Source organism: Xenorhabdus bharatensis, assembly GCF_037996705.1.
In the GTDB taxonomy this organism is placed as follows: domain Bacteria; phylum Pseudomonadota; class Gammaproteobacteria; order Enterobacterales; family Enterobacteriaceae; genus Xenorhabdus; species Xenorhabdus bharatensis.
Genome location: NZ_JBBMXG010000006.1, coordinates 95270 through 117598 on the forward strand (window position 1 = coordinate 95270; position 22329 = coordinate 117598).

Sequence of the window (22329 nt, forward strand, 5' to 3'; positions counted from 1 at the left end):
ACGCTTCATTATAAAGTCTACGTTTTATTTTTATACCATCACAAAAAATATTTGATATCACTATCAGAATATCATCTCATTTTATTTAAATAATGAATTAACTTAAGTCAATCAATTAAATTATACACAATCATCAACAGATTTAATCTGTGACCATACTTTTCTATCACAAAGAGTATCTAAAGAAAAGTTCACCTCTGGCAGTAAGGGATCAAAAAAATGCCTCGTAGTTTTATAAGGAAGAATTTTTTTATCCTCTATCTCGCGTGTGATATTATTAATGCAATAGGGTTTATTATCCTTCCAATCATATACCTTTACTCTGTGATCACTATATTTTAACCTTACTACAGGTATAAATAATAATCCAAGTCCGTACGCAACATTTAACCTATGGTTTCCATCCATCACCCAGTTTGATTTATATTCAATAGGAATAATACTTTTCCATATTCCCTCTAAGCTAATCTTTCTTTGTAATTTTTCAACCATGATGGCATCTACTTCTTCAGATTGAACTAAATTTTTAACAAGTTCAAAGCCAATATGATACGATTTTCCTGACACTATTCGTTGTTTCATTTTGTTTCATTCCACGCTGATGGAAATCAATTTTTATTGAAATACTGCTTATATTTCTGAAATGAAGAGTTTTCAATTTCAAGTCACTTTCTCTTACAGTCACAAGCAATCATGTATACAAGTGATATTTCTTCATAATTGGAAGCTGGTTTTACTATCTCAGAAGTCATTTTGTAACCGCTTGTACTTAAACAAGCGGTATCAGACATTAAAAAGCCATCTTTAATGGTGAGATTAACAGCTCTCCAGACATCACACCGGAAAGGGCTGACGGAATCAGAAAAAGCGAAGAACAACCCGTTTAATCAGTTTCGATTAATTCCTACTCACTAATTCCGACTGTATGAGTCCGGGAAAAAGTCATCAATGCATACTTTATCATCGGGACTGAGTGTGTCCAGCAACTGCTTCGCTACTGCCAGATCGAGGATCCCCATGCCAAACGGCGAAAATATACGCGGTTGTTTATTATCAGGAACAATGCGCTGTTCGATTAAATCAGCGATCCCTCCCGCCATAAAATCGTGATGGCCTACCTGCTGGCTGGCAAGGTGGGGGGAAGTCTGCGCCTTCAGGCAATGACTGACATCATCCGCGATATTCTGCCCAGCTAAAATTATTTCCGGAGCCAGATCACGCAACGACATATGCAGCACAGTCGGAGCATGGCTAAACCAAGCGGGTGAAGTAATATAGGGCTGAGTTGCTGAAGTGGCAATCAGCACCATATCTGATTCACGGATGGTGGATTCCAGCGATGTACTGTAGCTGGTACCAACCCAACCAGCAGACTTATCACGAAATATTTGGATGCGGGTTTCACTGAGATCACACATGCAAAGTTTATCGATTTCCCATCCCAACTTTACTAGTAGCCCCAAAGTATTATGCGCAATAGGCCCACAGCCTATGACACCAAGCCGTTTAATCTTTTTAGGTGTCGGATGCAAATAACTGGCGCCGAGTACTGCTGAAGCGGCGGTACGAGCCGCACTGATCAGACTGCCCTCAAGGCAAGCACGCGGATAACCAGTGTGCCTATCATTGATAATCAGCACTGCCGAAGCCCGATCCAATCCCTTATCAATATTTTCTGGAAAGCTGGATATCCACTTAATACCCGTAATCGCATCATCACTTTCAATGGAAGCAGGTAAAGCGATAATCCTCTGTCGTGGGTGATTTGGAAAACGCAGGAAGTAGCTGTCCGGATTGACAGTCTTACCGTGAGCGTGTTGCAGGTAAGCCTGTTTGACTGACTTCACTAGCATGTCAGGATTCGCATCCAGCCAAGGGGCGATTTGCGCGGCACCAATTACCGTAAAAGAAGGTGTTGTATTTGCCATAATTACCTTTTATTCATGTGTTATTTAACGCGTCTTATACAACTTCAGCTTTCGGCAGCAGAGTAGGAAAGTGAGTTTTGACCCAACTGGGGTTATAAATGGTGTCGATATAACGATCTCCCATATCTGGTGAGATAGCCACTATGCATGATCCTACAGGGAGAGTAGCAGCATACAGCTCAACCCCAGCCAGTACCGTGCCTGACGATCCCCCTAACAATAGGCCACGTTGAGCTAACCGATGACACATTGCCACGGTATCAATTTCTGGGATCATCAGTAATTCATCAAAACTTGAGTGGGCCCGGATAGCAGGAGGATTACTGGTACCAAGACCGGGAATAAGACGTTTTCCGGCTGGATGGCCAAAAGTGACAGAACCTTGACTGTCCACTGCAATTATACGGACAGAAGGTGCATGTTCCCGTAGGTAGCGTGATACCCCGCCTAATGTGCCAGTTGTACCAGCACCAATAAAGACATAATCTGGCGTGGGAAAAGCGTTCAGAATCTCTGGTCCAGTTGAGAGATAATGAGCCCTAACATTTTCCTCGTTTTCATATTGGTTAACCCAAAGCAACTGTTCATCCTGTGCAAGCATTGATTTGATCAGGTTGATACGAGTAGCAAGAAAACCGCCATTTTCATCCCGTGTCTGCACAACTATTAATTCTGCGCCGTAGGCCTCAATGATGCGCGCGGTCTGTGGTGAAATGTTAGGGTCGCTGACACACGTAAATTTGTAGCCTTTAGCAGCACAAATCATTGATAATGCTAAACCAAGATTTCCTGATGAACTTTCAATAACTCGCATGCCTGGCAATAATCTTCCCTCAAGTTCCAGTTGCGTTATCATGTGCAGTGCTGATTTAAATTTTATTGACCCAGTGGCCGAAAACCCTTCAAGTTTCAGGTTTACATTAATTCCATTACCAATATCTATCTTTATAAATGCTTTTGAAAACAGTAAATCATATGGGTTATCAACAATCATTTTTATTATTTCCCACTCACTATTTTTCTACACCCTTACAAGCGTTAGATATGTTGAAAGTAAAATATATAACTCTTATTAAAATAACATTAAACCCAATAAAAAACCCATGCCATATATCATTAAAATAAAACGACAAAACATCAAAATAAATAATATTATTTTTTAACGAAAAACAATATTATTTATCAGGAATGATAATAAAAAACATTATTCTACAACCAATCCATAAAATCACTTTTCCATATTAAAAATCAAAAGTTAAAAATCAAAAATTAAAAGTTGAGATTTTAGTCAACTCGCTTTAGCTGACATATTAATTAACGACGAAATACGTGTAACATTCATTAGTTTTTTCTCATTAATCCGTGGTCAGATACGATACTGTATTGTTAGTCCATCAAGTCATTTACTGTTAAAGTATAATATTACGCTTAATACTCTGGAATAGTAAATCAGGGTTAAAATATCAATAATAAAATATATTCTGAGGTAAATAATAATGTACACATGCATGACTGAAGCATTTTTTCATACCAGCTACCTTGCAGAAAAAATTTCAATGGAAAATCTATTTTGGATAGTGAGAAATACTAGAAAACTCGATCCTAACGCATTGAAAGAGGTGCATTTACAGTTATCAAGAAAATTAACTATCAATAAAAATGATATTTCTTTACTAGAACAAGTATACCAAGGCCTTAGCGAATCAGAAAAATATCTTGCTCTTAAATATGGTGTTCCCAGAAGTACTCCACTTGAAAAGGCCCATGTTATTGATAATGGTCATTTAGATTGTGCTTTTCTCGAACAATGCATCCATTCTCAATTATTATTAGATAATAGTGGTGCTATCGTTTTTCTGGATGTTATTTTGAAGCCTTGCTGGCTCAGCTATTTTCAAGGTAGAATCGTCAATGCACACTCTGCCATTCTGCCTTATGCAAGGGGGATGTACGCCATTGAACAACTTATGACTACCGGATCTCGAGAAAATATAGAAAAAGCAGCCGGAGCTACCATTCATTATGTGGATTCTGGAATTGATACCGGAAAAATCATAACGTTTAAAAAAATAAAATCACTTTGGTCATTACCTTCTATCTGGGCTGTTAAAGGTGAATCTTATTTATTAGCATTTGATCTCATGTCTAGCTACTTAAAAAACAAATCAAATTTCAGTTTTCAGGATGTTATTCCTACCGATGAGAGTCTAGAGAGCCCATTATTTTATAGCAAAAATTTTACTGAAGATGTTAAGCTTCTGGCTGAGAAAAAATTTCATTTATATAAGCTAGGAGAGTAACATGTTTGATATTAACTGGGGGCTTTTCTTGGTTGCAAGCCTTACCATAAACGCAATTCCTGGTGCTGATGTTGTTTATGTAACAGGGAAGTATTATACAAAGGGGAAAAGAAGTGCCGTATTATCAGCTACCGGATTAGCCGTCGGTTATTATTTTTATATATTTATTACATGGTTAGGTATTACCGCTATACTTCTGTCAAACCCATCACTCTTTGGAGTCATTCAATTAATTGGTGCTGTTTATCTAATATGGATGGGCAAGAGTATTATTCAGTCTTCTCCCATAACGACTAAGCAAAACAGCGAACAAAATAGTCATAAAAAAAATACAAAAAACTATGATTTCTTAGGAGGATTTGTTATTAGTGTTCTTAATCCTAAAGTAGGATTATTCTTTGTTTCATTTTTCCCTCAATTTATAACTTCTGGTAGCCCTAGTTATCTAATACTGATTCTCGGTAGTGTGTTTTGTTTAGGCGCAACATTTTTTAACATGTTGTATTGCTTCTTATTTTCCAGAATACAAAAACTTTCCCCCAATAAATCTCATTTGATTCTAGGCGTTATCCCCGGAATTATTCTTATCTTTCTAGGTTGCTTGATGATATATGATACACTTTCAATTTATTATCAATAAATTATTTTTTTAGGTAATACTTCCAAGACAAGATGACGAAAGTCAGTTTTTTAGGAGAACATAAATCTATGGTCTCCCATTTTTGCAATACTCATTTTGATGCATGTTAACCTTCCTTCATATCGCTCTTCTTCTATCCTTTTTTTTCCGCCAGATGATAAAGATACGGTCTCCATATCGGGTTTAGTCTCCAAGGCGCAGATGTAGGACAATTATTTTTCCAAAATTGGATTCTTGCAGCAACATTAGGATGTTGTCTATTTCTGAAAATCCACCTTAACTCTTTTCCAGTTATACTATCTTTAAATGGCCCACTTTTGTTAACGATACTTTCCATTTCGAGACCATCAAGGATGAAATGAACATGCATATCTCTCGTCAGTTGGTTATTTTGGTTATTTAATAGGTCATTACCTATTGTTACCCAAGATAATCCTCCTTTACTTTTTCTTCCCAAGAGCTGAGCAGTGTATTTTTCGCTCTCAGTAACACTACGGTATTTTTCATTTAATCTCAAATGATCAAAATAGTTTTCTTTATATTCCTTATACTTTTCATTTTCTATATATTGCAATTGTTCTTTAGCAAAATTCATTCTATCGATACACTCAGGATTTTTACTATCCTTATGATTTTCAATATAATCATTCATATTCCTTATTTCTGAAGGAATTAAGTAACTGGCAATCGTTATCGGAGGATAACCTTTATTATCGTAATGAATTTTTGCATCTTCAAAAAGTTCAATTTTATTTGAATATCTCTTTATAATTTCCTGGGATAACCCATATATCAAATCGCCTTTCTGAAATTTGTCTCTGAATGGAGGCTCAAATGGCATATATTAACCTCATTTATATCTAACCTGTTTTTAACCAACATACGGTTATCTATTCGCTCCCTTACCGCCGCGATGCATCTTGAAATCTATTATGTATAGAAGAAGTAAATGATGAACACTAAATATCAACAAACTTTAATATCGTTTGTAAAAGAATCTCAATATATGAGAATAAATAATGATATCTATCGACTTCATGATATCAGCTTGCTACAAAAACAACTGTATAAATAACCATGAGATGCTATAATTAAAGCCTATTTCTCACAAAAGAAAGTGTGCCTTACCTTAAAGCTAAAATAGTATGCAGATAAATCACGCTGAACAAGGTTTCATCCTGTCCCGTCACTGGAAAGATACGCCATCCGGTATTGAGTTGGTGTATTGGTTAGCCACGGATAAAGGTAGCCGACGTATTACGATCCTTCATCAGAAAGCTGTCGCCTTTATCCCTCAACGCGATTTACCTGAAGCCGAAAAACGGCTGGTTCAGGAGCGCCATTATGAGCTGAAGACACTCTCTCTGAAAGATTTTAACCGCCAGCCTGTTTCCGCTTTGTATTGTTCACAGTACCACCATCTACAGCATGTTGAAAAGGTTCTCAAGGAACAGAATATTCCCCTGTACGAAACCGATATCCGTCCGCCGGATCGCTTTATGATGGAACGTTTTATTACTGCTCCCGTCTGGTTTAGCCAAAAATCCGACGGGAGTTATCAAATGAAGCCCAATCCTGACTATCGTCCCAGCCTGAAATGGGTTTCTTTGGATATCGAAACCAGTCAGCATGGCGAGCTGTATTCTATCGGGTTGGCAGGTTGCGGAGAGAAAACGGTATTTATGCTGGGATCGGAGAAGGGTGAACAGCAGGAACTGGATTTCAAGCTGGAATATGTTGCCAGTCGCCCACAAATGCTGGAAAAACTGAATGAGTGGCTGGAGGTTTTTGATCCCGATGCCATTATCGGCTGGAGTCTGATTCAATTTGATTTAAGAGTGCTTCAGAAACATGCTGAACGCTATAACATTCCCCTGCGGTTTGGCCGTGGAAAAGGGGTACTGGAATGGCGCGAACATGGTTTTAAACCCGGGCATTTTTTCGCCTCTGCGGCGGGCCGCCTGATCATTGATGGTATTGATGCGCTGAAAACCGCAACATGGAATTTTCCTTCGTTCAGCCTTGAATATGTCGCTCAGGCATTATTGGGGGAAGGAAAAGCGATTGATAGCCCTTATGACCGGATGGATGAAATTAATCGCCGCTTTCAGGAAGATAAACCCGCCCTCGCTCACTACAATTTGCAGGACTGTATTCTGGTCAACCGGATTTTTGAGAAAACCAATCTGATGGCATTTTTGCTGGAACGGGCGGCTGTCACCGGGTTAGCGGTGGATCGTGCCGGAGGCTCAGTGGCTGCATTCACTCATCTTTATCTGCCTCGTATGCACCGCATCGGCTATGTCGCGCCTGTTCAGCCAACGAGTTTTACCGACCACAGTCCCGGTGGTTTTGTGATGGATTCATCCCCCGGTTTGTATGATTCCGTACTGGTATTGGATTATAAGAGCCTTTACCCTTCTATTATCCGTACTTTTCTTATTGATCCGGTCGGCATGGTGGAAGGCCTCGCCCATCCCGATAAAGAACATTCTGTTCCCGGTTTCCGGGAGGCATTTTTTTCCCGCACTCAGCACTGCCTACCTGATATTGTCACTCACATCTGGCATGAACGAGATAAGGCAAAACAGCAACAGAATGCTCCGCTTGCTCAGGCGCTGAAAATTATCATGAATGCCTTTTATGGTGTACTCGGTGCCTCCGGTTGCCATTTTTTTGATCCACGCCTGACCTCATCGATTACCATACGTGGTCACGAAATTATGCATCAGACCCGCAAATTAATTGAATCAAAGGGTTATAAAGTGATTTACGGTGATACTGACTCCACGTTTGTCTGCCTGAAACATCCTCACTCCGAAACAGAAGCCAGCCGGATTGGTCATGCTCTGACGCAGTTCGTCAACCAGTGGTGGAAAGACTATCTCAGCACTGAGCTCAACCTTGAGAGTACACTGGAGCTGGAATTTGAAACGCACTATCGTCGTTTTCTGATGCCGACCGTCAGGGGAGCAGAAGAAGGCAGTAAAAAACGTTATGCCGGGTTGAGCGGCGATAAATTGGTATTTAAAGGGCTGGAGACGGTAAGAAGTGACTGGACTCCGCTGGCACAGGCATTTCAGCAGGAGCTGTATTCCCTCATTTTTTATAAGAAGCCTTATCAGGATTATATACGTAACTATGTCGCCAGTACGCTCGCTGGTGAATTTGATAAACGTCTGGTTTACCGAAAACGGCTGCGACGTAATCTCACTGATTATCAGCGCAATGTTCCTCCCCATGTCAGGGCTGCCCGTCTCGCCGATGAGTACAACAAGCAGAAAAACCGCCCGTTGCAGTATCAGAATGGCGGTTGGATTAGTTACATAATCACGCAATCCGGGCCTGAGCCGCTGGAGAATCTGACCGCTCCACCGGACTATGAACACTATATCAATAAACAGATTATGCCGATTGCAGATGCCATTCTGCCGTTTCTTCAGGATGATTTTACTACCCTGTTGACAGGGCAAATGCACCTTACTTTCGATTAATTGATGTTTTTGCAGGTGACGACTTGCTCAGCTTCAATTAACATAACGCCCCTTTAAAGGGAAATGACTCCCGGAAAGTGTCACAGAGCTAGTGATGAAAACTAGTCATAAAGACGAACCCTATCGATAACCAATGATGATCGATATCCAACAAAAGCAGCCACCCTGCAACCATAAATAACATTATCTAACAGAAAACTGAGCCAAAATTTATGCCATTTACTCTTGGTCAACGCTGGATAAGCGATACAGAAAGCGAACTTGGATTAGGTACAGTCGTGGCGCTTGACACGCGCATGGTGACATTGCTTTTTCCAGCCAGCGGAGAAAACCGCCTCTACTCACGCAATGATTCCCCGATCACCCGAGTTATGTTTAATGCGGGCGATACCGTGACCAGTCACGAAGGCTGGAAACTCAAAGTCGATGAAGTTCAACAAGAGAATGGCCTGCTGAACTACATCGGTACTCGTTTAGATACTGAAGAAGAAAATGTCATCCTGCGGGAAGTACTTCTGGATAGTAAGCTGACATTCAATAAGCCACAGGATCGCTTGTTTGCCGGCCAGATTGATCGCATGGATCGCTTTGCCTTGCGTTTCCGTGCTCGTAAGCATCAGAGTGAACAATTTCGTCTGGCTGAAAGTGGTCTGCGCGGCATTCGTGCCAGTTTGATCCCTCATCAGTTACATATCGCTAATGAAGTCGGTAAGCGCCATGCACCTCGCGTATTACTGGCGGATGAAGTGGGTCTGGGTAAGACCATTGAAGCCGGTATGATTATCCATCAACAATTGATGGCAGGTCGTGCCGAACGCGTGTTGGTTATTGTGCCGGACAGTCTCCAGCATCAGTGGCTGGTGGAAATGCTGCGCCGCTTTAACCTGCGCTTTTCTCTGTTTGATGATGGCCGTTATTCTGAAGCCCAGCATGACAGCGATAATCCATTTGAGACCGAACAGTTAGTTATCTGTTCGCTGGATTTTGTTCGCCGCAATAAACAGCGTTTTGAGCATCTGCTGGAAGCGGGCTGGGATTTGATGGTCGTGGATGAAGCACACCATCTGGCATGGAGTGAAAATGCCCCAAGCCGTGAATATCAGGTTATCGAGCAACTGGCAGAACAAGTTCCGTCTGTTTTGCTGCTGACTGCGACGCCAGAACAGTTGGGGCAAGAAAGCCACTTTGCCCGTCTGCGTCTCCTTGATCCAAATCGTTTCCACGATTATCAGTCTTTCATTGACGAACAGCAGAAATACCGCCCGGTTGCTGATGCAGTAACGTTACTGCTGTCAGGTGAAACACTGAACAATGATCAGCAAAACCTGATTGTTGAGTTGATCAGCGAACAGGATATTGAGCCTTTGCTGAAAGCGGCGAATAGTCATCAGGAAGAAAAGAGTGAGAATGCCCGCCGTGAATTAATTACGATGCTGATGGATCGCCACGGCACCAGCCGACTGCTGTTCCGTAATACCCGTGGTGGTGTAAAAGGTTTCCCTCACCGCGAACTGCATGAAATTAAGCTGCCACTGCCATCCCAGTACCAGACCGCTATCAAGGTGTCTGATATTATGGGGGCGAAAAAATCGGTGGAAGCTCGTGCTAAAGATATGCTCTACCCTGAGCGGATTTATCAGGAGTTTGAGGGCGAAAATGCAACATGGTGGAACTTTGACCCCCGTGTTGAATGGCTGCTTGGCTTCCTGCTGGCGAACCGCGATGAAAAAGTGCTGGTGATCTGTGCCAAAGCAGAGACGGCCCTGCAACTGGAGCAGGTGCTGCGTGAACGCGAAGGGATCCGCAGTGCCGTATTCCATGAAGGGCTTTCTCTGCTGGAACGTGACCGTGCAGCGGCTTACTTCGCTTCCGAAGAAGAAGGTGCGCAGGTACTTCTCTGTTCTGAAATTGGTTCCGAAGGACGCAACTTCCAGTTTGCCAATCAGCTCGTGATGTTCGATCTGCCTTTCAATCCTGATTTGCTGGAACAGCGTATCGGTCGTTTGGATCGTATCGGTCAGAACCGCAACATTACGATCAGTGTGCCTTATCTGGAAAGTACCGCGCAATCTGTCCTGCTGCGCTGGTATCATGAGGGTCTGGATGCATTTGAACATACCTGCCCAACAGGCCGCCCGATTTATGATAAGTACTATGAAACGCTGCTGAATTTCCTTGCCAAGCCTAACGAACAAACGGGCTTCTGCGAGTTTATCTCCGAGTGCCGTACGCATCACGAACAGCTCAAGCAACAACTGGAGCAGGGTCGTGACCGCCTGTTGGAGATGAATTCTAACGGTGGTGAGCAAGGGCAGATTCTGGCTGAAACCATCGCCGGACAGGATAATAATACTGATTTGGTGAATTTTGCCCTGAATCTGTTTGATATTGTTGGTATTAATCAGGAAGATCGCAACGATAACATTATCATTCTCAACCCGTCTGAGCACATGCTGGTGCCTGACTTCCCGGGTCTGCCACAGGATGGCTGTTCTGTTACATTTAATCGTGAAAAAGCCTTATCCCGCGAGGATACTCAGTTCCTGAGCTGGGAGCATCCGATTATCCGTAATGGTCTGGATCTTGTCCTGTCAGGCGATACCGGAAGCTGTGCCGTTTCTATTTTGAAAAACAAAGCATTGCCTGTCGGTACGCTGTTGGTTGAGTTAGTTTATGTTGTTGAAGCTCAGGCACCGAAACACCTGCAATTAACCCGTTTCCTGCCTCCAACACCGTTACGCTTATTGATGGATCTGAAAGGGACTAATCTGGCACCTCAGGTGGAGTTTGAAAGTTTTAACCGTCAGTTAAATGCCATCAACCGCCATAATGCCAGCAAGCTGGTTAATGCGGTTCAAAAAGAAGTTCATGCTGTTTTGCAGCAATCTGAACCTCTGGTCGAACAGCAGGCGCGTGAGTTAATCGAAAAAGCGAAAAAAGAAGCGGATGAAATCCTGTCCGCTGAGTTGTCACGTCTGGAAGCCCTGAAAGCGGTCAACCCGAATATCCGTGATGATGAACTGGAAGCCATTGAATCCGAGCATAAGCATCTGTTGCTGAATCTGGATCAGGCAAGCTGGCGTCTGGATGCAATTCGTCTGGTCGTTGTCTCTCATCAATAAAAAACCGTTATTCTGTCATAAGGGGGCATCCATAACGCGGTGCCCCTCTGTTTTATCCCATCGATATGCTGTTAGAATGCGCCCCGTTATTTTTTCCAACCCAATTTTCCAACCCCATTGGAGCGACTATGCTGGAGTTTTATAATCCCCCGACTGACCCCTGGTTACATGTGCTTTATCAGGATGAGCACATTATGGTTGTCAATAAACCCAGCGGATTGCTTTCTGTTCCGGGGAAGGCTGAGGAACATAAAGACAGTATCATGACCCGGGTGCAGGCCGAATTTCCCTCTGCTGAATCTGTTCATCGGTTGGATATGGCGACCAGTGGAATCATGGTGGTCGCACTGACCAAAGCGGCTGAACGTGAACTCAAACGACAATTTCGTGAGCGTGAACCGAAAAAAGTCTATATCGCACGTGTCTGGGGGAAATTAGAGCCGGAAGAAGGGCTGGTAGATTTACCGTTAATCTGCGATTGGCCGAATCGCCCGAAACAAAAAGTCTGCTTTGAAACGGGAAAATCGGCACAGACTGAATATCAGGTAATTGAATATGAAGCACAGGCAACACGCGTCAGGCTTGCGCCTATCACCGGACGCTCCCACCAGCTTCGTGTCCATATGCTGGCACTCGGCTATCCCATTCTGGGTGATCGGTTCTATGCTCATCAACAGGCAAAAGAGCTAGCCCCTCGCCTGCAATTACACGCACAGGAGCTGTCTATCACTCATCCGGCTTATGGCTCTCCGATGCATTTTGAATGTATCGCCGACTTTTAATTGCCGTTAACTTCTTTCTGACAGCGGCTATTTAAAGCCTTTCTCTTTCTTGATCAGATCATAAGCGGCTTGAATGGACTGTGCTTTTTGCTTGGCAAGCTCCATCATTTCTGGTGGTAAACCTTTTGCCACCAGCTTATCGGGGTGGTGTTCACTCATCAGTTTCCGGTAAGCCCGCTTGATGGTTGTGGCATCATCACTCTGACTGACCCCCAACACCTTACAGGCATCTTCCAGCGTCGCACGCTGTTGAGCGGGCCCCTGATAATGACCATTCTGCTGATATTGCCCGCCAAAATGACGGTCGCCTTCCATCATCCCCAGAAACTGTTCGAACTGCATACGGGAAATTCCCAGTTCTTCAGCAATCACAAACAGCACTTTTCTTTCATTGGGATGCAGTTCGCCATCAGCAAATGCAGCCTGAAGCTGGATTTCGAGAAACATTCTGATCAGATCAAAGCGCCCGAAACAGGCCCGACGAAGCTGTTTTAATGTCCCACGTAATGGAAACTCAGGGTGTTTTCCCTCGCGAAATGCCTGTTGTGCAGCATGGCGGGCGTCACCATGCAGGCGCATTCGGTCCATAAGCTGGCTGGCCAGTTGGATATCTGTTTCAGTGACCCGCCCTTTTGACTTGGTCAAATGGCCCAATACCTGAAAGGTACTGCGGAAAAACAGTGCCTGCCGCGATGGGTTTTTTGTCGGGGTTCCCTGATTCCGTATCCTCACCTTATCAAGGATATGGCCGAGCAAAACACCCACAACAATGCCCCAGAACCCGGCACCAGATGCAATACCAAATATTAACCCTAATAATTTTCCCCAATACTGCATATACTCTCTAATTCCTCAATGCCCTGAGTGAAATTTTGCATTATCATACTATTCATCATTATCATACTATCCATTAAGCTCTGTGCCTAACAGCATGATTAGTGAAATTTAACTTTACTCTGGCGCATATCTATCAAGTGCGTTAGTCTCTCAGCGTTTGTCGGCATGATGCCACTCATGATGGAACCGCATAAGCATCTATGAATAAATGTTACCCCACTTTGCTGGCCACGATGGTATGGGCAGCACTTTACAGCCAGCAAGCACATGCTGACCTTGCAGCACAATGTATGCTGGGTATCCCTGTCTACGACAAACCCATTATTACCGGGGACCCCAATACACTCCCGATTCAAATTCAGTCTGATGACACTCATGGTGAATACCCTACTTCTGTAGAGTTTGTCGGTAATGTCGATATCCAACAAGGAAATAAAACACTGACTGCCGACAGAGTCAGAGTCGAGCAGACTGAAGCTAAAGACCCGGTGCGGACTATCCATGCTGCCGGGAATGTCAGATATGATGATCCTCAGATAATTCTAAAAGGACCACGAGCCTGGGCTAACTTAACCACAAAAGATACCGATGTGGAGCAGGGTAAGTACCAGATGGTAGGTCGTCAGGGACGCGGTAGCGCAGATAAAATGATGCTGCGCGGTGAGAACCGCTATACCATTTTAGATAATGGCATATTTACTTCCTGTCTGCCGGGTAATGATAGCTGGAGCGTTATCGGCTCAGAAGTCATTCTGGATCGTCAGGAAGAAGTTGCAGAGATTTGGAACGCTCGCTTCAGGGTCGCAAATGTTCCCGTATTTTACACTCCCTACCTGCAACTCCCGATTGGTGATAAACGTCGTTCTGGTTTTTTGATCCCTAATGCCAGTTTTTCCAATAAAGATGGTATCCAGTTCATTCTGCCTTATTACTGGAATATTGCTGCAAACTACGATGCGACCATCACCCCACACTTAATCAGCAAACGCGGTCTGAAGCTCGATAACGAGTTCCGTTACTTAACGAAAGCAGGCTCAGGCACCGTGGCATTGGATTGGATTAAGAAAGACCGCCTGTATGCAGAAGATAAAGATTTTAATCTCAGACCTGAACGGGATAGCAACAGCCGCTGGTTATTCTACCTGAACCACGGTGGAGTGATGAATCAGGTCTGGCGCTTCAGTGCTGATTATACCAAAGTCAGTGATCCGCACTATTTTACTGATTACAGCTCTCAGTACGGCACCAGTACTGATGGTTACGCCACGCAAAAATTCAGTATCGGCTATGCACAGCAGAACTGGAATGCAACGTTAACCACCAAGCAATTCCAGATCTTTACCGCCAGTGATACCAGAAAAGCATACCGTGCTACCCCTCAGTTGGATCTGAATTACTATAAAAATGATTTGGGGCCGTTTGATTTCCGTACCTATGCGCAATTTGCCAAATTCACCAGCGTTGGTAAGGATCAGCCCAATGCAACCCGCTGGCATGTGGAGCCTTCCATTAACCTGCCGATTTCCAATGGCTGGGCAAGTCTCAACAATGAAGTTAAGTTGATGGCAACCCACTACCAACAAGATATTCCTGCGGCGCAAAAAAACTCTGATTTGGAGAAATCGGTTAATCGCGTTCTGCCACAGTTTAAATCCGATGCGCAAATGGTATTTGAACGTGCCATGTACTTTGAGCCCGGTTTTACGCAGACACTGGAACCTCGGGTTCAGTATCTTTATGTCCCCTATAAGAATCAGAATAATATCTACGACTACGATTCCTCTTTGCTGCACACCAATTATACCGGCTTGTTCCGTGATCGGTTCTACAGCGGTCTGGATCGTATCTCATCAGCCAATCAATTCACGAGCGGTGTCACTACCCGTATCTATGATGAAGATTTAGTTGAACGTTTTAGTTTCTCTATAGGTCAAATTTATTACTTTGAGGCGCCACGTGTTAAAGATGTGAGTTCTTCGGAGCAGACACAAAGCCCTATTGATGCCATTAATAACAAAAGAACGGGGTCTACAACCTGGGCCAGTGATGTTGAATGGAACATCAACCCATCATGGGGCTTCAAAGGCGGGGTGCAGTATGATACCCGCCTGAGTCAGGTTTCAATGGCGAATTCGGTTGTGGAATACCGCCGTGATGCTGACCGCCTGATACAACTGAATTATCGCTTTGTTAATCGTGATTACATTCGGGCTACCCTCAGAAACGCTCCTGCGTATCAGCAGGGTATTTCTCAGGTCGGTGTGATAGGAAGCTGGCCGTTGACTGATCGCTTGGCGGTCGTCGGCGCATATTACTACGATGCCAAAGAGAAACAACCCGCCAGCAAGATGCTCGGTATGCAGTATAGTACCTGTTGTTGGGCTGTAAATGTCGGTTACGAGCGTAAGATAGTAAGCTGGAAGGACAACCTGAGTGAATATGATAATAAATGGTCACTCAATATTGAACTCCGTGGCTTAAGCAACAATCATAGTTTGGGTAGCCAGAAGATGCTTCAGCAAAGTATTTTGCCTTATCAGCGTGCCTTCTGATACCAATAAACAAAATGTAAACACAATAACCCCGCTGCAAGGCGGGATTGATATGATGGGAAACATATGAAGAACTGGAGAACGCTCATTCTCGGGTTGATGTTTGCAATGAACACTGCCATAGCAGCACCACAGGAACTCAATAAGGTCGCAGCCATTGTTAATAATGATGTCGTGCTGGAAAGTGACGTCAACAACCTCTTAGAATCCGTTAAAAATAACGCAAGAATGGCTGGTCAGCAGGTACCGGATGAAAAAACATTGCGCCACCAAATTCTTGAGCGTCTGATTATGGATGACATCGTCCTGCAAATGGCAAAGCAGATGCAGCTGACTATTCCTGATGCGGATGTGGATTCAACCATAGAAAATATTGCAGCACAGAACCATATGAGCCTTGCTCAGATGAAGCAAAGTCTGGCTGCGGAGGGGATGAGTTTCGATACCTATCGTAATCAAATCCGTAAAGAAATGCTGATTGCTGAAGTGCGTAACAACGAAGTCCGTCGCCGCATTTCTATTCTGCCACAAGAAGTTGATTCTTTAATGAATCAACTCAGTAGCCATAATGATCAGAATACTGAACTGAATGTTAGTCAGATCTTGATCCCTCTGCCTGAGAACCCAACTCATGCTCAGGTAGAGAAAGCAGAAGTGACGGTAAACAAGATTTTGTCTGACCTTAAGAAAGGCGGAGATTTTGGGAAACTGGCAATTGCTTATTCCAGCGATACACAAGCCTTAAAAGGCGGCAACATGGGCTGGAACCGCTTACAGGAACTGCCATCATTATTTGCTGAACAGCTTCAGTCTGCTCAGAAAGGGCAGGTCATTGGCCCAATCCGTTCCGGTGTCGGCTTCCATATCCTGAAAGTGAATGATATTCGTGGCAGTAATGCACCTGTTGCCGTCACCGAAGTCAATGCCCGCCACATTCTGCTGAAAACATCACCCGTGATGACTGATGATCAGGCCCGCGACAAATTAAGACAGCTCCGGGAAGAGATTTTAAGTGGTAAAACGACATTCGAGAAAGCAGCAAAAGAGTATTCCGAAGATCCGGGTTCTGCAATGCGTGGCGGTGAACTGGGCTGGAATATCCCAAGTGCTTATGATCCTGCTTTCCGTGATGCTCTGGTTAAACTGAAAAAAGACGAAATCAGCCAGCCTATTCACTCCGCTTTCGGATGGCATCTGATTCAGTTGCTTGATACCCGCAAAGTTGACAAAACCGATGCAGCACAGAAAGATCGGGCCTACAAGTTGCTGTTTACCCGTAAATTTAATGAAGAAGCGCAGACCTGGATGCAGGAATTACGTGCCTCAGCTTATGTGAAAATTTTAGATGGCAACGATGCAAAATAAACCCATCATTATCACCCCCGGCGAACCAGCCGGGGTTGGCCCGGATTTAGTCATTGCCCTCGCCCAGTCTGAGTGGCCCGTCCAATTAGTTGTCTGTGCCGATCCTGAACTCATGCTCTCCCGCGCACGGCAGCTGAACCTGCCTTTACAATTGCAACCTTATTCCCCGGAACATTTATCTCATTCTCAAGCCGCCGGAACACTGAGTATTCTCCCCGTTCCTCTCCATACTCCGGCTATCGCGGGTGAATTAAATCGGGAGAATGGTACTTATGTAACAGAAACGCTGGCTAAAGCCTGCGATGGTTGTTTAAGAGGTGAGTTTTCGGCATTGGTAACAGGCCCTGTGCATAAAGGGGTTATTAATGATGCCGGGATCGCCTTCACCGGGCATACTGAGTTTTTTGCCGATCATAGCCAATGTTCACGCGTTGTGATGATGCTGGCAACAGAAGAGTTACGGGTCGCTCTGGCAACAACCCATTTACCGATTCTGGATGTTCCCAAAGCGATTACGTTTGATTCTCTGCGGGAAGTGGTCACCATACTTAATCATGACCTGAAAACCAAATTTGGCATTCCGCGTCCTCATATCTATGTCTGTGGTCTTAACCCACATGCGGGTGAGAACGGTCATATGGGGCGTGAAGAGATAGATGTGATTATTCCGGCACTGGAGAGCCTCAGAGCCGAAGGTATCTGGCTGGAAGGGCCATTAGCGGCTGATACTCTGTTTCAGCCAAAATATCTGGATCATGCTGATGCAGTGCTTTCTATGTATCACGATCAAGGGCTGCCCGTGCTAAAATACCAGGGTTTTGGCAGAGCGGTGAATATCACTCTGGGGCTGCCATTCATCCGAACCTCTGTCGATCATGGCACCGCACTGGAGCTGGCAGGGACAGGTCAAGCTGATGTGGGAAGTTTTATCACCGCATTGAATCTCGCAATTAAAATGATACAAAACAGTAATGAATAATAAAGTCCACCAAGGGCACCATGCCCGTAAACGCTTCGGGCAGAATTTCTTAACCGACCAGTATGTCATTGATAGCATTGTCGATGCTATGAACCCACTGCCTGGGCAGGCTATGGTGGAAATCGGGCCGGGTCTGGCAGCACTGACCGAACCCGTTGCAGCGCGTCTGGATAAAATGACGGTCGTCGAACTTGACCGTGATCTGGCTGCTCGTTTGCAAGTCCACCCGAAACTGAAAGATAAGCTGACGATTATTCAGCAGGATGCCATGACCGTTGATTTTGGTGAAATCGCCAAAGAACTGGGGCAACCTCTGCGTGTATTCGGTAATCTGCCGTATAACATCTCTACACCATTAATGTTTCATCTGTTCAGCTTCACCGATGCTGTCGCTGATATGAACTTTATGTTGCAGAAAGAAGTCGTCAATCGTCTTGTTGCCGGGCCGGGCAGTAAAGCCTACGGGCGTTTGAGTGTCATGGCGCAATATTACTGCCATGTTATGCCTGTACTGGAAGTACCGCCAACCGCGTTTACTCCGGCACCGAAAGTCGATTCTGCTATCGTGCGATTAATTCCCCATAAGGCCATGCCTTATAAGTCGATACCTCATCCTGTGCAGGATATCCGTATGCTGGCAAGGATCACGACGCAGGCATTTAATCAACGTCGCAAAACTATCCGCAATAGTCTGGGTGATCTGTTTTCTCCTGAACAACTCTCCGATTTGGGTGTTGATCCGGGCACTCGTGCTGAAAATATTTCAGTCGAGCAATACTGTAAAATGGCAAACTGGTTATCGTCTCAATCTGAAACTGTCTGATTAACGGACATACGTTGCAGTAAAAGGAGGCATTTATGCTCAACGAACCAAGAGTTCATATTCAAGTTCAAAGCGCTTACGTAGAAAGTCAGTCAGAACCGGATCGGCTACGTTTTGTGTTTTCCTACACAATATTAATTCGTAATCTTGGGCATTCCCCTGTGCAACTTATCAGCCGTTACTGGCGTATAACCAACAGTAACGGCCATCAGACAGAAGTTCATGGAGAAGGCGTTATGGGCGAGCAGCCGCTGATCCCGCCCGGAGCGGAATATCGCTACAATAGCGGTACTGTTCTGGAAACGCCTTTGGGAACAATGGAAGGCTATTATGAGATGATTGATCATCTTGGCAATCCATTCCGGGTGACTATTCCGGTATTCCGACTGGCTATCCCAACACTGATAAATTAACTATGGCTACATACCTTATCGGCGATATTCACGGCTGCTACCGCGAGCTGATTGCACTCTTACAGCAGGTTGATTTTGATCCCGACAGAGATACATTGTGGCTGACAGGTGATTTAGTCGCCCGCGGCCCTGATTCTCTGGCGGTTCTGCGCTATGTTAAGCAACTGGGGTCCGCCGTCAGGCTGGTTCTGGGCAATCATGACCTGCATTTACTGGCTGTGTATAACAAAATCAGCCGTAATAAACCCAAAGATCTGTTGGATGAGCTGCTGACGGCTCCTGATGTCGATGAACTGATTAATTGGCTGAGAAAACAACCGGTATTACAGATCGATGATGAACTGAAGCTGGTCATGGCTCATGCAGGGCTGACTCCGCAATGGGATCTGGAAACAGCGAAAATATGTGCCCATGAAGTGGAAGCGATCCTGCGTAGTGATAGTTATCCCCTGTTTCTCAATGCCATGTACGGTGATATGCCCAATAGCTGGTCACCAAAATTAAGCGGATTGTCACGACTGCGTTATAGCACCAACGTACTGACACGGATGCGTTACTGTTTTCCGAATGGTCAACTGGATATGATTTGCAAATCCAAGCCCGGAAATGCTCCCGCGCCATTAAAACCCTGGTTTGAACTCCCGCGAAAAATCCCTGAGGATTATTCTCTTGCATTTGGTCACTGGGCAGCACTGGAAGGACAAGGCACGCCTGCTGATATTTATGCTTTGGATACAGGCTGTTGCTGGGGTGGCAAGCTGACGCTTTTACGTTGGGAAGATAAACAGTATTTCAGTCAGCCTGCATTTGTTACTCAGTCAGATGATTCAGATTCGTAATGTTCAATGGAGGGTCTTCTGACACTCCATTTCTCAAACCTGACAGAGAAAAATAATTACTGGCGTCTTTCCAGAATTTCAAAACAGTAGCTGTGTGAATTACGCTCATCGGCATCATGATATTCAGTGAAAACCGAACTCCACTCATCGGGTTCATAATCAGGAAAATGGGTATCCCCGATGACTTCTGCATCAATATGAGTCAGATACATGCGACTGGCCAGAGGAATAAATTGTTCATAAATTTTACCTCCGCCTATCACCATGATTTCTTCCACATCACCAGCCACAACCAGAGCTTCTTCGATAGAACTGACCCAGGTTACACGATCATCGCTGCCTGGCTGACGGCTGATGATAATGTTCAGGCGCCCCGGTAAAGGTCGACCAATCGATTCATAGGTTACTCTTCCCATCACAACCGGCTTTCCGAGTGTATTACGCTTAAACCAAGCTAAATCACCCGGAATAGTCCACGGCATAGCATTGTCCAGACCAATAACACGATCCATCGCCATTGCAGCAATCAAGCTGATATTCATTAAGTCACCTTACAGGCAAGTAGTATGAAAATTGCGGACACTATACGGAAAGGGATAGTCACAGTCGATAAGATTAGCAACTTATCAATGTGAAACGTATTTCCTTACATCCCCGCCGGAGTCACTACCAATTGCCCTGCCACACCACGATCGGCCCATTCTAATATCTGGCTGTAATACATAAACGGGTAGTGTTCATAGGATGGCTGCATCATATTGACCAACAATTCGGTTCTGCCATCCACCCAGACTGTATCTTTCCAACCATAATCCTGCGGTTCCGGTTGTACCCCGTTGTGGTTGATAACTTTAAATCTGGCCCCTTCGATATGGAAAGGCTGCGGAATCGATGTTGTCACTACCCAGCGTTCCCACGCTCCCTGACGGCTGGTCATGTCGATTCGGTTTGGATTCAGTCGTGCTCCATTGATGCCCTGTGTTTCATCCCCTAACACAATTTGTCGGTTGTGGATTGAGGAATCAATGCCAGTCGTATCGGCTACAAGCTGAGAAGGCAATTCTTCTGTGACCAGAGGTAGCAACCCACCTGATTTAATCGTCAGAACATTTGTTGAACGCAATTTATTGGATGGTTCAAACAGCCCTTTCAGCCGATCAATCATGCCGGCAGATTCTCCTGCTGTGATAACAACACTGTCTGCTTTCGACATATCAATCAACACTTCACGGCGTTCTCCCGGTGCCAGTGAAAGTGTCTGAACAGCTACCGGCGCTGGCAATAATCCCTGATCTGTCGCAACCATGTAGAAAGGCCTGCCATCACTAAGCTGCAATTGGAAACGGCGGGCATTGGCTGCATTTAACAGGCGCAGCCTGATCCACCCTTTGGCAACTTCGATAAACGGGTTTTCTACCCCGTTTACAACGAGTGTATCCCCAAGGAATCCCTGACTGGCAGAAACCTTGTCATAGCGGGGCGTACCAAAATTATCCAACCGCTTATCCTGCAAAATAACCGGAAAATCATCGACGCCATAATGTCTGGGTAAAGGCAGGCGATGACTATTTTCGTCTTCCACCAGCCACATGCCTGCTAACCCTGCATAAACCTGTTCCGCCATTCGGTGTGGTGTATTAGCGTGATACCAACATGTTGCTGCTGGCTGGTTAATCGGAATGACCGGAGACCAGCTCCCGTGAGAAGGTATAGAGCGTGATGCACCTCCCATCAGTGTTCCGGGTACCTGTAACCCGCTTACAGTCATTGAAACCGGCTCTGACAGGCGATTACTGTATATCAGTTTAACGTTATCCCCTTTACGGACACGAATGGTCGGCCCGAGATAAAGGCCATTGATACCCGACACTGATGCCTTATTGTGCCCGTCAAAAGACCAACTGGCTCTCTGAAGAGCTAAAAACAGGGGCTGACCACCGCGAGATTCCAGTAAGGGGGGAACAGGTAATGCTATTTGTTGGGCTTTATCAGCCTGAACAGCAAAGGGGAGCGCTCCTAAACATACTGCTAGACCAGATGCCTGAATAAATTGGCGCCGACTCAGTGACATATTTTCTCCACGGCAGGAATAAGCTCCACGAAAAAAAAGAATAGCGACCCAAATTGAGTGCTTATCCATATCTGATTGATTTCAAATTACATCGTGGCAGTATTACCCTTCGTCTTCCAAACCGCGTCTTTGTGGACACGCTTTGAAACCCACTGGGTATAGGTCTATATCTTATCGATTGCGT

The 22329-nt window shown here is 44.7% G+C and carries 18 protein-coding genes; 11 read left to right on the forward strand and 7 right to left on the reverse strand.

The features are described from left to right. Nucleotides 1-120: 120 nt before the first annotated feature. The 3 genes from AAC855_RS07700 to sbnA all read right to left on the reverse strand — a co-directional run bounded on the left by AAC855_RS07700 (nucleotide 121) and on the right by sbnA (nucleotide 2922). Nucleotides 121-582 carry a ParB N-terminal domain-containing protein gene (locus AAC855_RS07700; protein WP_340609017.1) on the reverse strand — a complete coding sequence of 154 codons (462 nt, stop codon included), beginning with the start codon at nucleotides 580-582 and terminating at the stop codon, nucleotides 121-123. A gap of 329 nt (nucleotides 583-911) precedes the next feature. Continuing rightward, nucleotides 912-1928 carry a 2,3-diaminopropionate biosynthesis protein SbnB gene (gene sbnB, locus AAC855_RS07705; protein WP_340609018.1) on the reverse strand — a complete coding sequence of 339 codons (1017 nt, stop codon included), beginning with the start codon at nucleotides 1926-1928 and terminating at the stop codon, nucleotides 912-914. 34 nt (nucleotides 1929-1962) lie between these two features. Further along, nucleotides 1963-2922: a 2,3-diaminopropionate biosynthesis protein SbnA gene (sbnA, locus tag AAC855_RS07710; RefSeq protein WP_340609019.1), complete on the reverse strand. Its 960-nt coding sequence runs from the start codon at nucleotides 2920-2922 to the stop codon at nucleotides 1963-1965. Between the two features lie 514 nt (nucleotides 2923-3436). On the opposite strand from sbnA, the gene AAC855_RS07715 reads away from it, so the two are divergent. Beyond that, nucleotides 3437-4228 carry a formyltransferase family protein gene (locus AAC855_RS07715; RefSeq protein ID WP_340609020.1) on the forward strand — a complete coding sequence of 264 codons (792 nt, stop codon included), beginning with the start codon at nucleotides 3437-3439 and terminating at the stop codon, nucleotides 4226-4228. Nucleotide 4229: 1 nt separating this feature from the next. Further along, a complete protein-coding gene (locus tag AAC855_RS07720) occupies nucleotides 4230-4868 on the forward strand; it encodes a LysE family translocator (protein WP_099124337.1) in 639 nt (212 codons plus the stop codon). A 133-nt stretch (nucleotides 4869-5001) separates the two neighbouring features. Here AAC855_RS07720 and AAC855_RS07725 read toward each other — a convergent pair whose 3' ends face one another. After that, complete coding sequence (locus AAC855_RS07725; protein ID WP_340609021.1) at nucleotides 5002-5709, reverse strand: hypothetical protein; 708 nt, start codon at nucleotides 5707-5709, stop codon at nucleotides 5002-5004. Nucleotides 5710-6013: 304 nt separating this feature from the next. Here AAC855_RS07725 and AAC855_RS07730 point away from each other — a divergent pair, with 304 nt between their 5' ends. The 3 genes from AAC855_RS07730 to rluA all read left to right on the forward strand — a co-directional run bounded on the left by AAC855_RS07730 (nucleotide 6014) and on the right by rluA (nucleotide 12266). Then, the gene (locus AAC855_RS07730; RefSeq protein ID WP_340609022.1) at nucleotides 6014-8362 is read left to right on the forward strand and encodes a DNA polymerase II; all 2349 of its coding nucleotides are present in this window, start codon (nucleotides 6014-6016) and stop codon (nucleotides 8360-8362) included. Nucleotides 8363-8574: 212 nt separating this feature from the next. Continuing rightward, nucleotides 8575-11484 carry an RNA polymerase-associated protein RapA gene (gene rapA / locus AAC855_RS07735; RefSeq protein WP_340609023.1) on the forward strand — a complete coding sequence of 970 codons (2910 nt, stop codon included), beginning with the start codon at nucleotides 8575-8577 and terminating at the stop codon, nucleotides 11482-11484. 128 nt (nucleotides 11485-11612) lie between these two features. Next, nucleotides 11613-12266 (forward strand): bifunctional tRNA pseudouridine(32) synthase/23S rRNA pseudouridine(746) synthase RluA, encoded by a 654-nt coding sequence (rluA, locus tag AAC855_RS07740; RefSeq protein ID WP_340609024.1) that lies wholly within the window; start codon nucleotides 11613-11615, stop codon nucleotides 12264-12266. A 27-nt stretch (nucleotides 12267-12293) separates the two neighbouring features. On the opposite strand, the gene djlA is transcribed toward rluA, so the two are convergent. After that, nucleotides 12294-13103, reverse strand: coding sequence for a co-chaperone DjlA (gene djlA, locus AAC855_RS07745; RefSeq protein ID WP_340609025.1), 810 nt, complete (start codon nucleotides 13101-13103; stop codon nucleotides 12294-12296). Between the two features lie 200 nt (nucleotides 13104-13303). Here djlA and lptD point away from each other — a divergent pair, with 200 nt between their 5' ends. The 6 genes from lptD to apaH all read left to right on the forward strand — a co-directional run bounded on the left by lptD (nucleotide 13304) and on the right by apaH (nucleotide 20074). Next, nucleotides 13304-15655 (forward strand): LPS assembly protein LptD, encoded by a 2352-nt coding sequence (gene lptD / locus AAC855_RS07750; RefSeq protein WP_340609026.1) that lies wholly within the window; start codon nucleotides 13304-13306, stop codon nucleotides 15653-15655. A 66-nt stretch (nucleotides 15656-15721) separates the two neighbouring features. Beyond that, on the forward strand, nucleotides 15722-17020 hold the full coding sequence (gene surA, locus AAC855_RS07755) for a peptidylprolyl isomerase SurA (protein ID WP_340609027.1): 1299 nt from the start codon (nucleotides 15722-15724) through the stop codon (nucleotides 17018-17020). After that, on the forward strand, nucleotides 17001-17999 hold the full coding sequence (gene pdxA, locus AAC855_RS07760; RefSeq protein WP_340609028.1) for a 4-hydroxythreonine-4-phosphate dehydrogenase PdxA: 999 nt from the start codon (nucleotides 17001-17003) through the stop codon (nucleotides 17997-17999). The genes surA and pdxA overlap by 20 nt, the downstream gene beginning before the upstream one ends. Then, nucleotides 17992-18822: a 16S rRNA (adenine(1518)-N(6)/adenine(1519)-N(6))-dimethyltransferase RsmA gene (gene rsmA, locus AAC855_RS07765; RefSeq protein ID WP_340609029.1), complete on the forward strand. Its 831-nt coding sequence runs from the start codon at nucleotides 17992-17994 to the stop codon at nucleotides 18820-18822. The genes pdxA and rsmA overlap by 8 nt, the downstream gene beginning before the upstream one ends. A gap of 35 nt (nucleotides 18823-18857) precedes the next feature. Further along, on the forward strand, nucleotides 18858-19235 hold the full coding sequence (gene apaG / locus AAC855_RS07770; RefSeq protein ID WP_340609030.1) for a Co2+/Mg2+ efflux protein ApaG: 378 nt from the start codon (nucleotides 18858-18860) through the stop codon (nucleotides 19233-19235). Nucleotides 19236-19237: 2 nt separating this feature from the next. Next, nucleotides 19238-20074, forward strand: a complete 837-nt coding sequence (gene apaH / locus AAC855_RS07775) for a bis(5'-nucleosyl)-tetraphosphatase (symmetrical) ApaH (RefSeq protein WP_340609031.1) — start codon at nucleotides 19238-19240, stop codon at nucleotides 20072-20074. A gap of 56 nt (nucleotides 20075-20130) precedes the next feature. On the opposite strand, the gene folA is transcribed toward apaH, so the two are convergent. Both folA and ftsP read right to left on the reverse strand, forming a co-directional pair. Further along, on the reverse strand, nucleotides 20131-20616 hold the full coding sequence (gene folA / locus AAC855_RS07780) for a type 3 dihydrofolate reductase (protein WP_340609032.1): 486 nt from the start codon (nucleotides 20614-20616) through the stop codon (nucleotides 20131-20133). Nucleotides 20617-20720: 104 nt separating this feature from the next. Further along, nucleotides 20721-22145: a cell division protein FtsP gene (gene ftsP / locus AAC855_RS07785; protein WP_340609033.1), complete on the reverse strand. Its 1425-nt coding sequence runs from the start codon at nucleotides 22143-22145 to the stop codon at nucleotides 20721-20723. Nucleotides 22146-22329: the final 184 nt, after the last annotated feature.

Excerpts from the sequence above, each read along its gene's own strand:
- AAC855_RS07700 (WP_340609017.1), bottom strand. The coding sequence starts at position 582 with ATGAAACAACGAATAGTGTCAGGAAAATCGTATCATATTGGCTTTGAA.
- sbnB (WP_340609018.1), bottom strand. The coding sequence starts at position 1,928 with ATGGCAAATACAACACCTTCTTTTACGGTAATTGGTGCCGCGCAAATC.
- sbnA (WP_340609019.1), bottom strand. The coding sequence starts at position 2,922 with ATGATTGTTGATAACCCATATGATTTACTGTTTTCAAAAGCATTTATA.
- AAC855_RS07715 (WP_340609020.1), top strand. The coding sequence starts at position 3,437 with ATGACTGAAGCATTTTTTCATACCAGCTACCTTGCAGAAAAAATTTCA.
- AAC855_RS07720 (WP_099124337.1), top strand. The coding sequence starts at position 4,230 with ATGTTTGATATTAACTGGGGGCTTTTCTTGGTTGCAAGCCTTACCATA.
- AAC855_RS07725 (WP_340609021.1), bottom strand. The coding sequence starts at position 5,709 with ATGCCATTTGAGCCTCCATTCAGAGACAAATTTCAGAAAGGCGATTTG.
- AAC855_RS07730 (WP_340609022.1), top strand. The coding sequence starts at position 6,014 with ATGCAGATAAATCACGCTGAACAAGGTTTCATCCTGTCCCGTCACTGG.
- rapA (WP_340609023.1), top strand. The coding sequence starts at position 8,575 with ATGCCATTTACTCTTGGTCAACGCTGGATAAGCGATACAGAAAGCGAA.
- rluA (WP_340609024.1), top strand. The coding sequence starts at position 11,613 with ATGCTGGAGTTTTATAATCCCCCGACTGACCCCTGGTTACATGTGCTT.
- djlA (WP_340609025.1), bottom strand. The coding sequence starts at position 13,103 with ATGCAGTATTGGGGAAAATTATTAGGGTTAATATTTGGTATTGCATCT.
- lptD (WP_340609026.1), top strand. The coding sequence starts at position 13,304 with ATGAATAAATGTTACCCCACTTTGCTGGCCACGATGGTATGGGCAGCA.
- surA (WP_340609027.1), top strand. The coding sequence starts at position 15,722 with ATGAAGAACTGGAGAACGCTCATTCTCGGGTTGATGTTTGCAATGAAC.
- pdxA (WP_340609028.1), top strand. The coding sequence starts at position 17,001 with ATGGCAACGATGCAAAATAAACCCATCATTATCACCCCCGGCGAACCA.
- rsmA (WP_340609029.1), top strand. The coding sequence starts at position 17,992 with ATGAATAATAAAGTCCACCAAGGGCACCATGCCCGTAAACGCTTCGGG.
- apaG (WP_340609030.1), top strand. The coding sequence starts at position 18,858 with ATGCTCAACGAACCAAGAGTTCATATTCAAGTTCAAAGCGCTTACGTA.
- apaH (WP_340609031.1), top strand. The coding sequence starts at position 19,238 with ATGGCTACATACCTTATCGGCGATATTCACGGCTGCTACCGCGAGCTG.
- folA (WP_340609032.1), bottom strand. The coding sequence starts at position 20,616 with ATGAATATCAGCTTGATTGCTGCAATGGCGATGGATCGTGTTATTGGT.
- ftsP (WP_340609033.1), bottom strand. The coding sequence starts at position 22,145 with ATGTCACTGAGTCGGCGCCAATTTATTCAGGCATCTGGTCTAGCAGTA.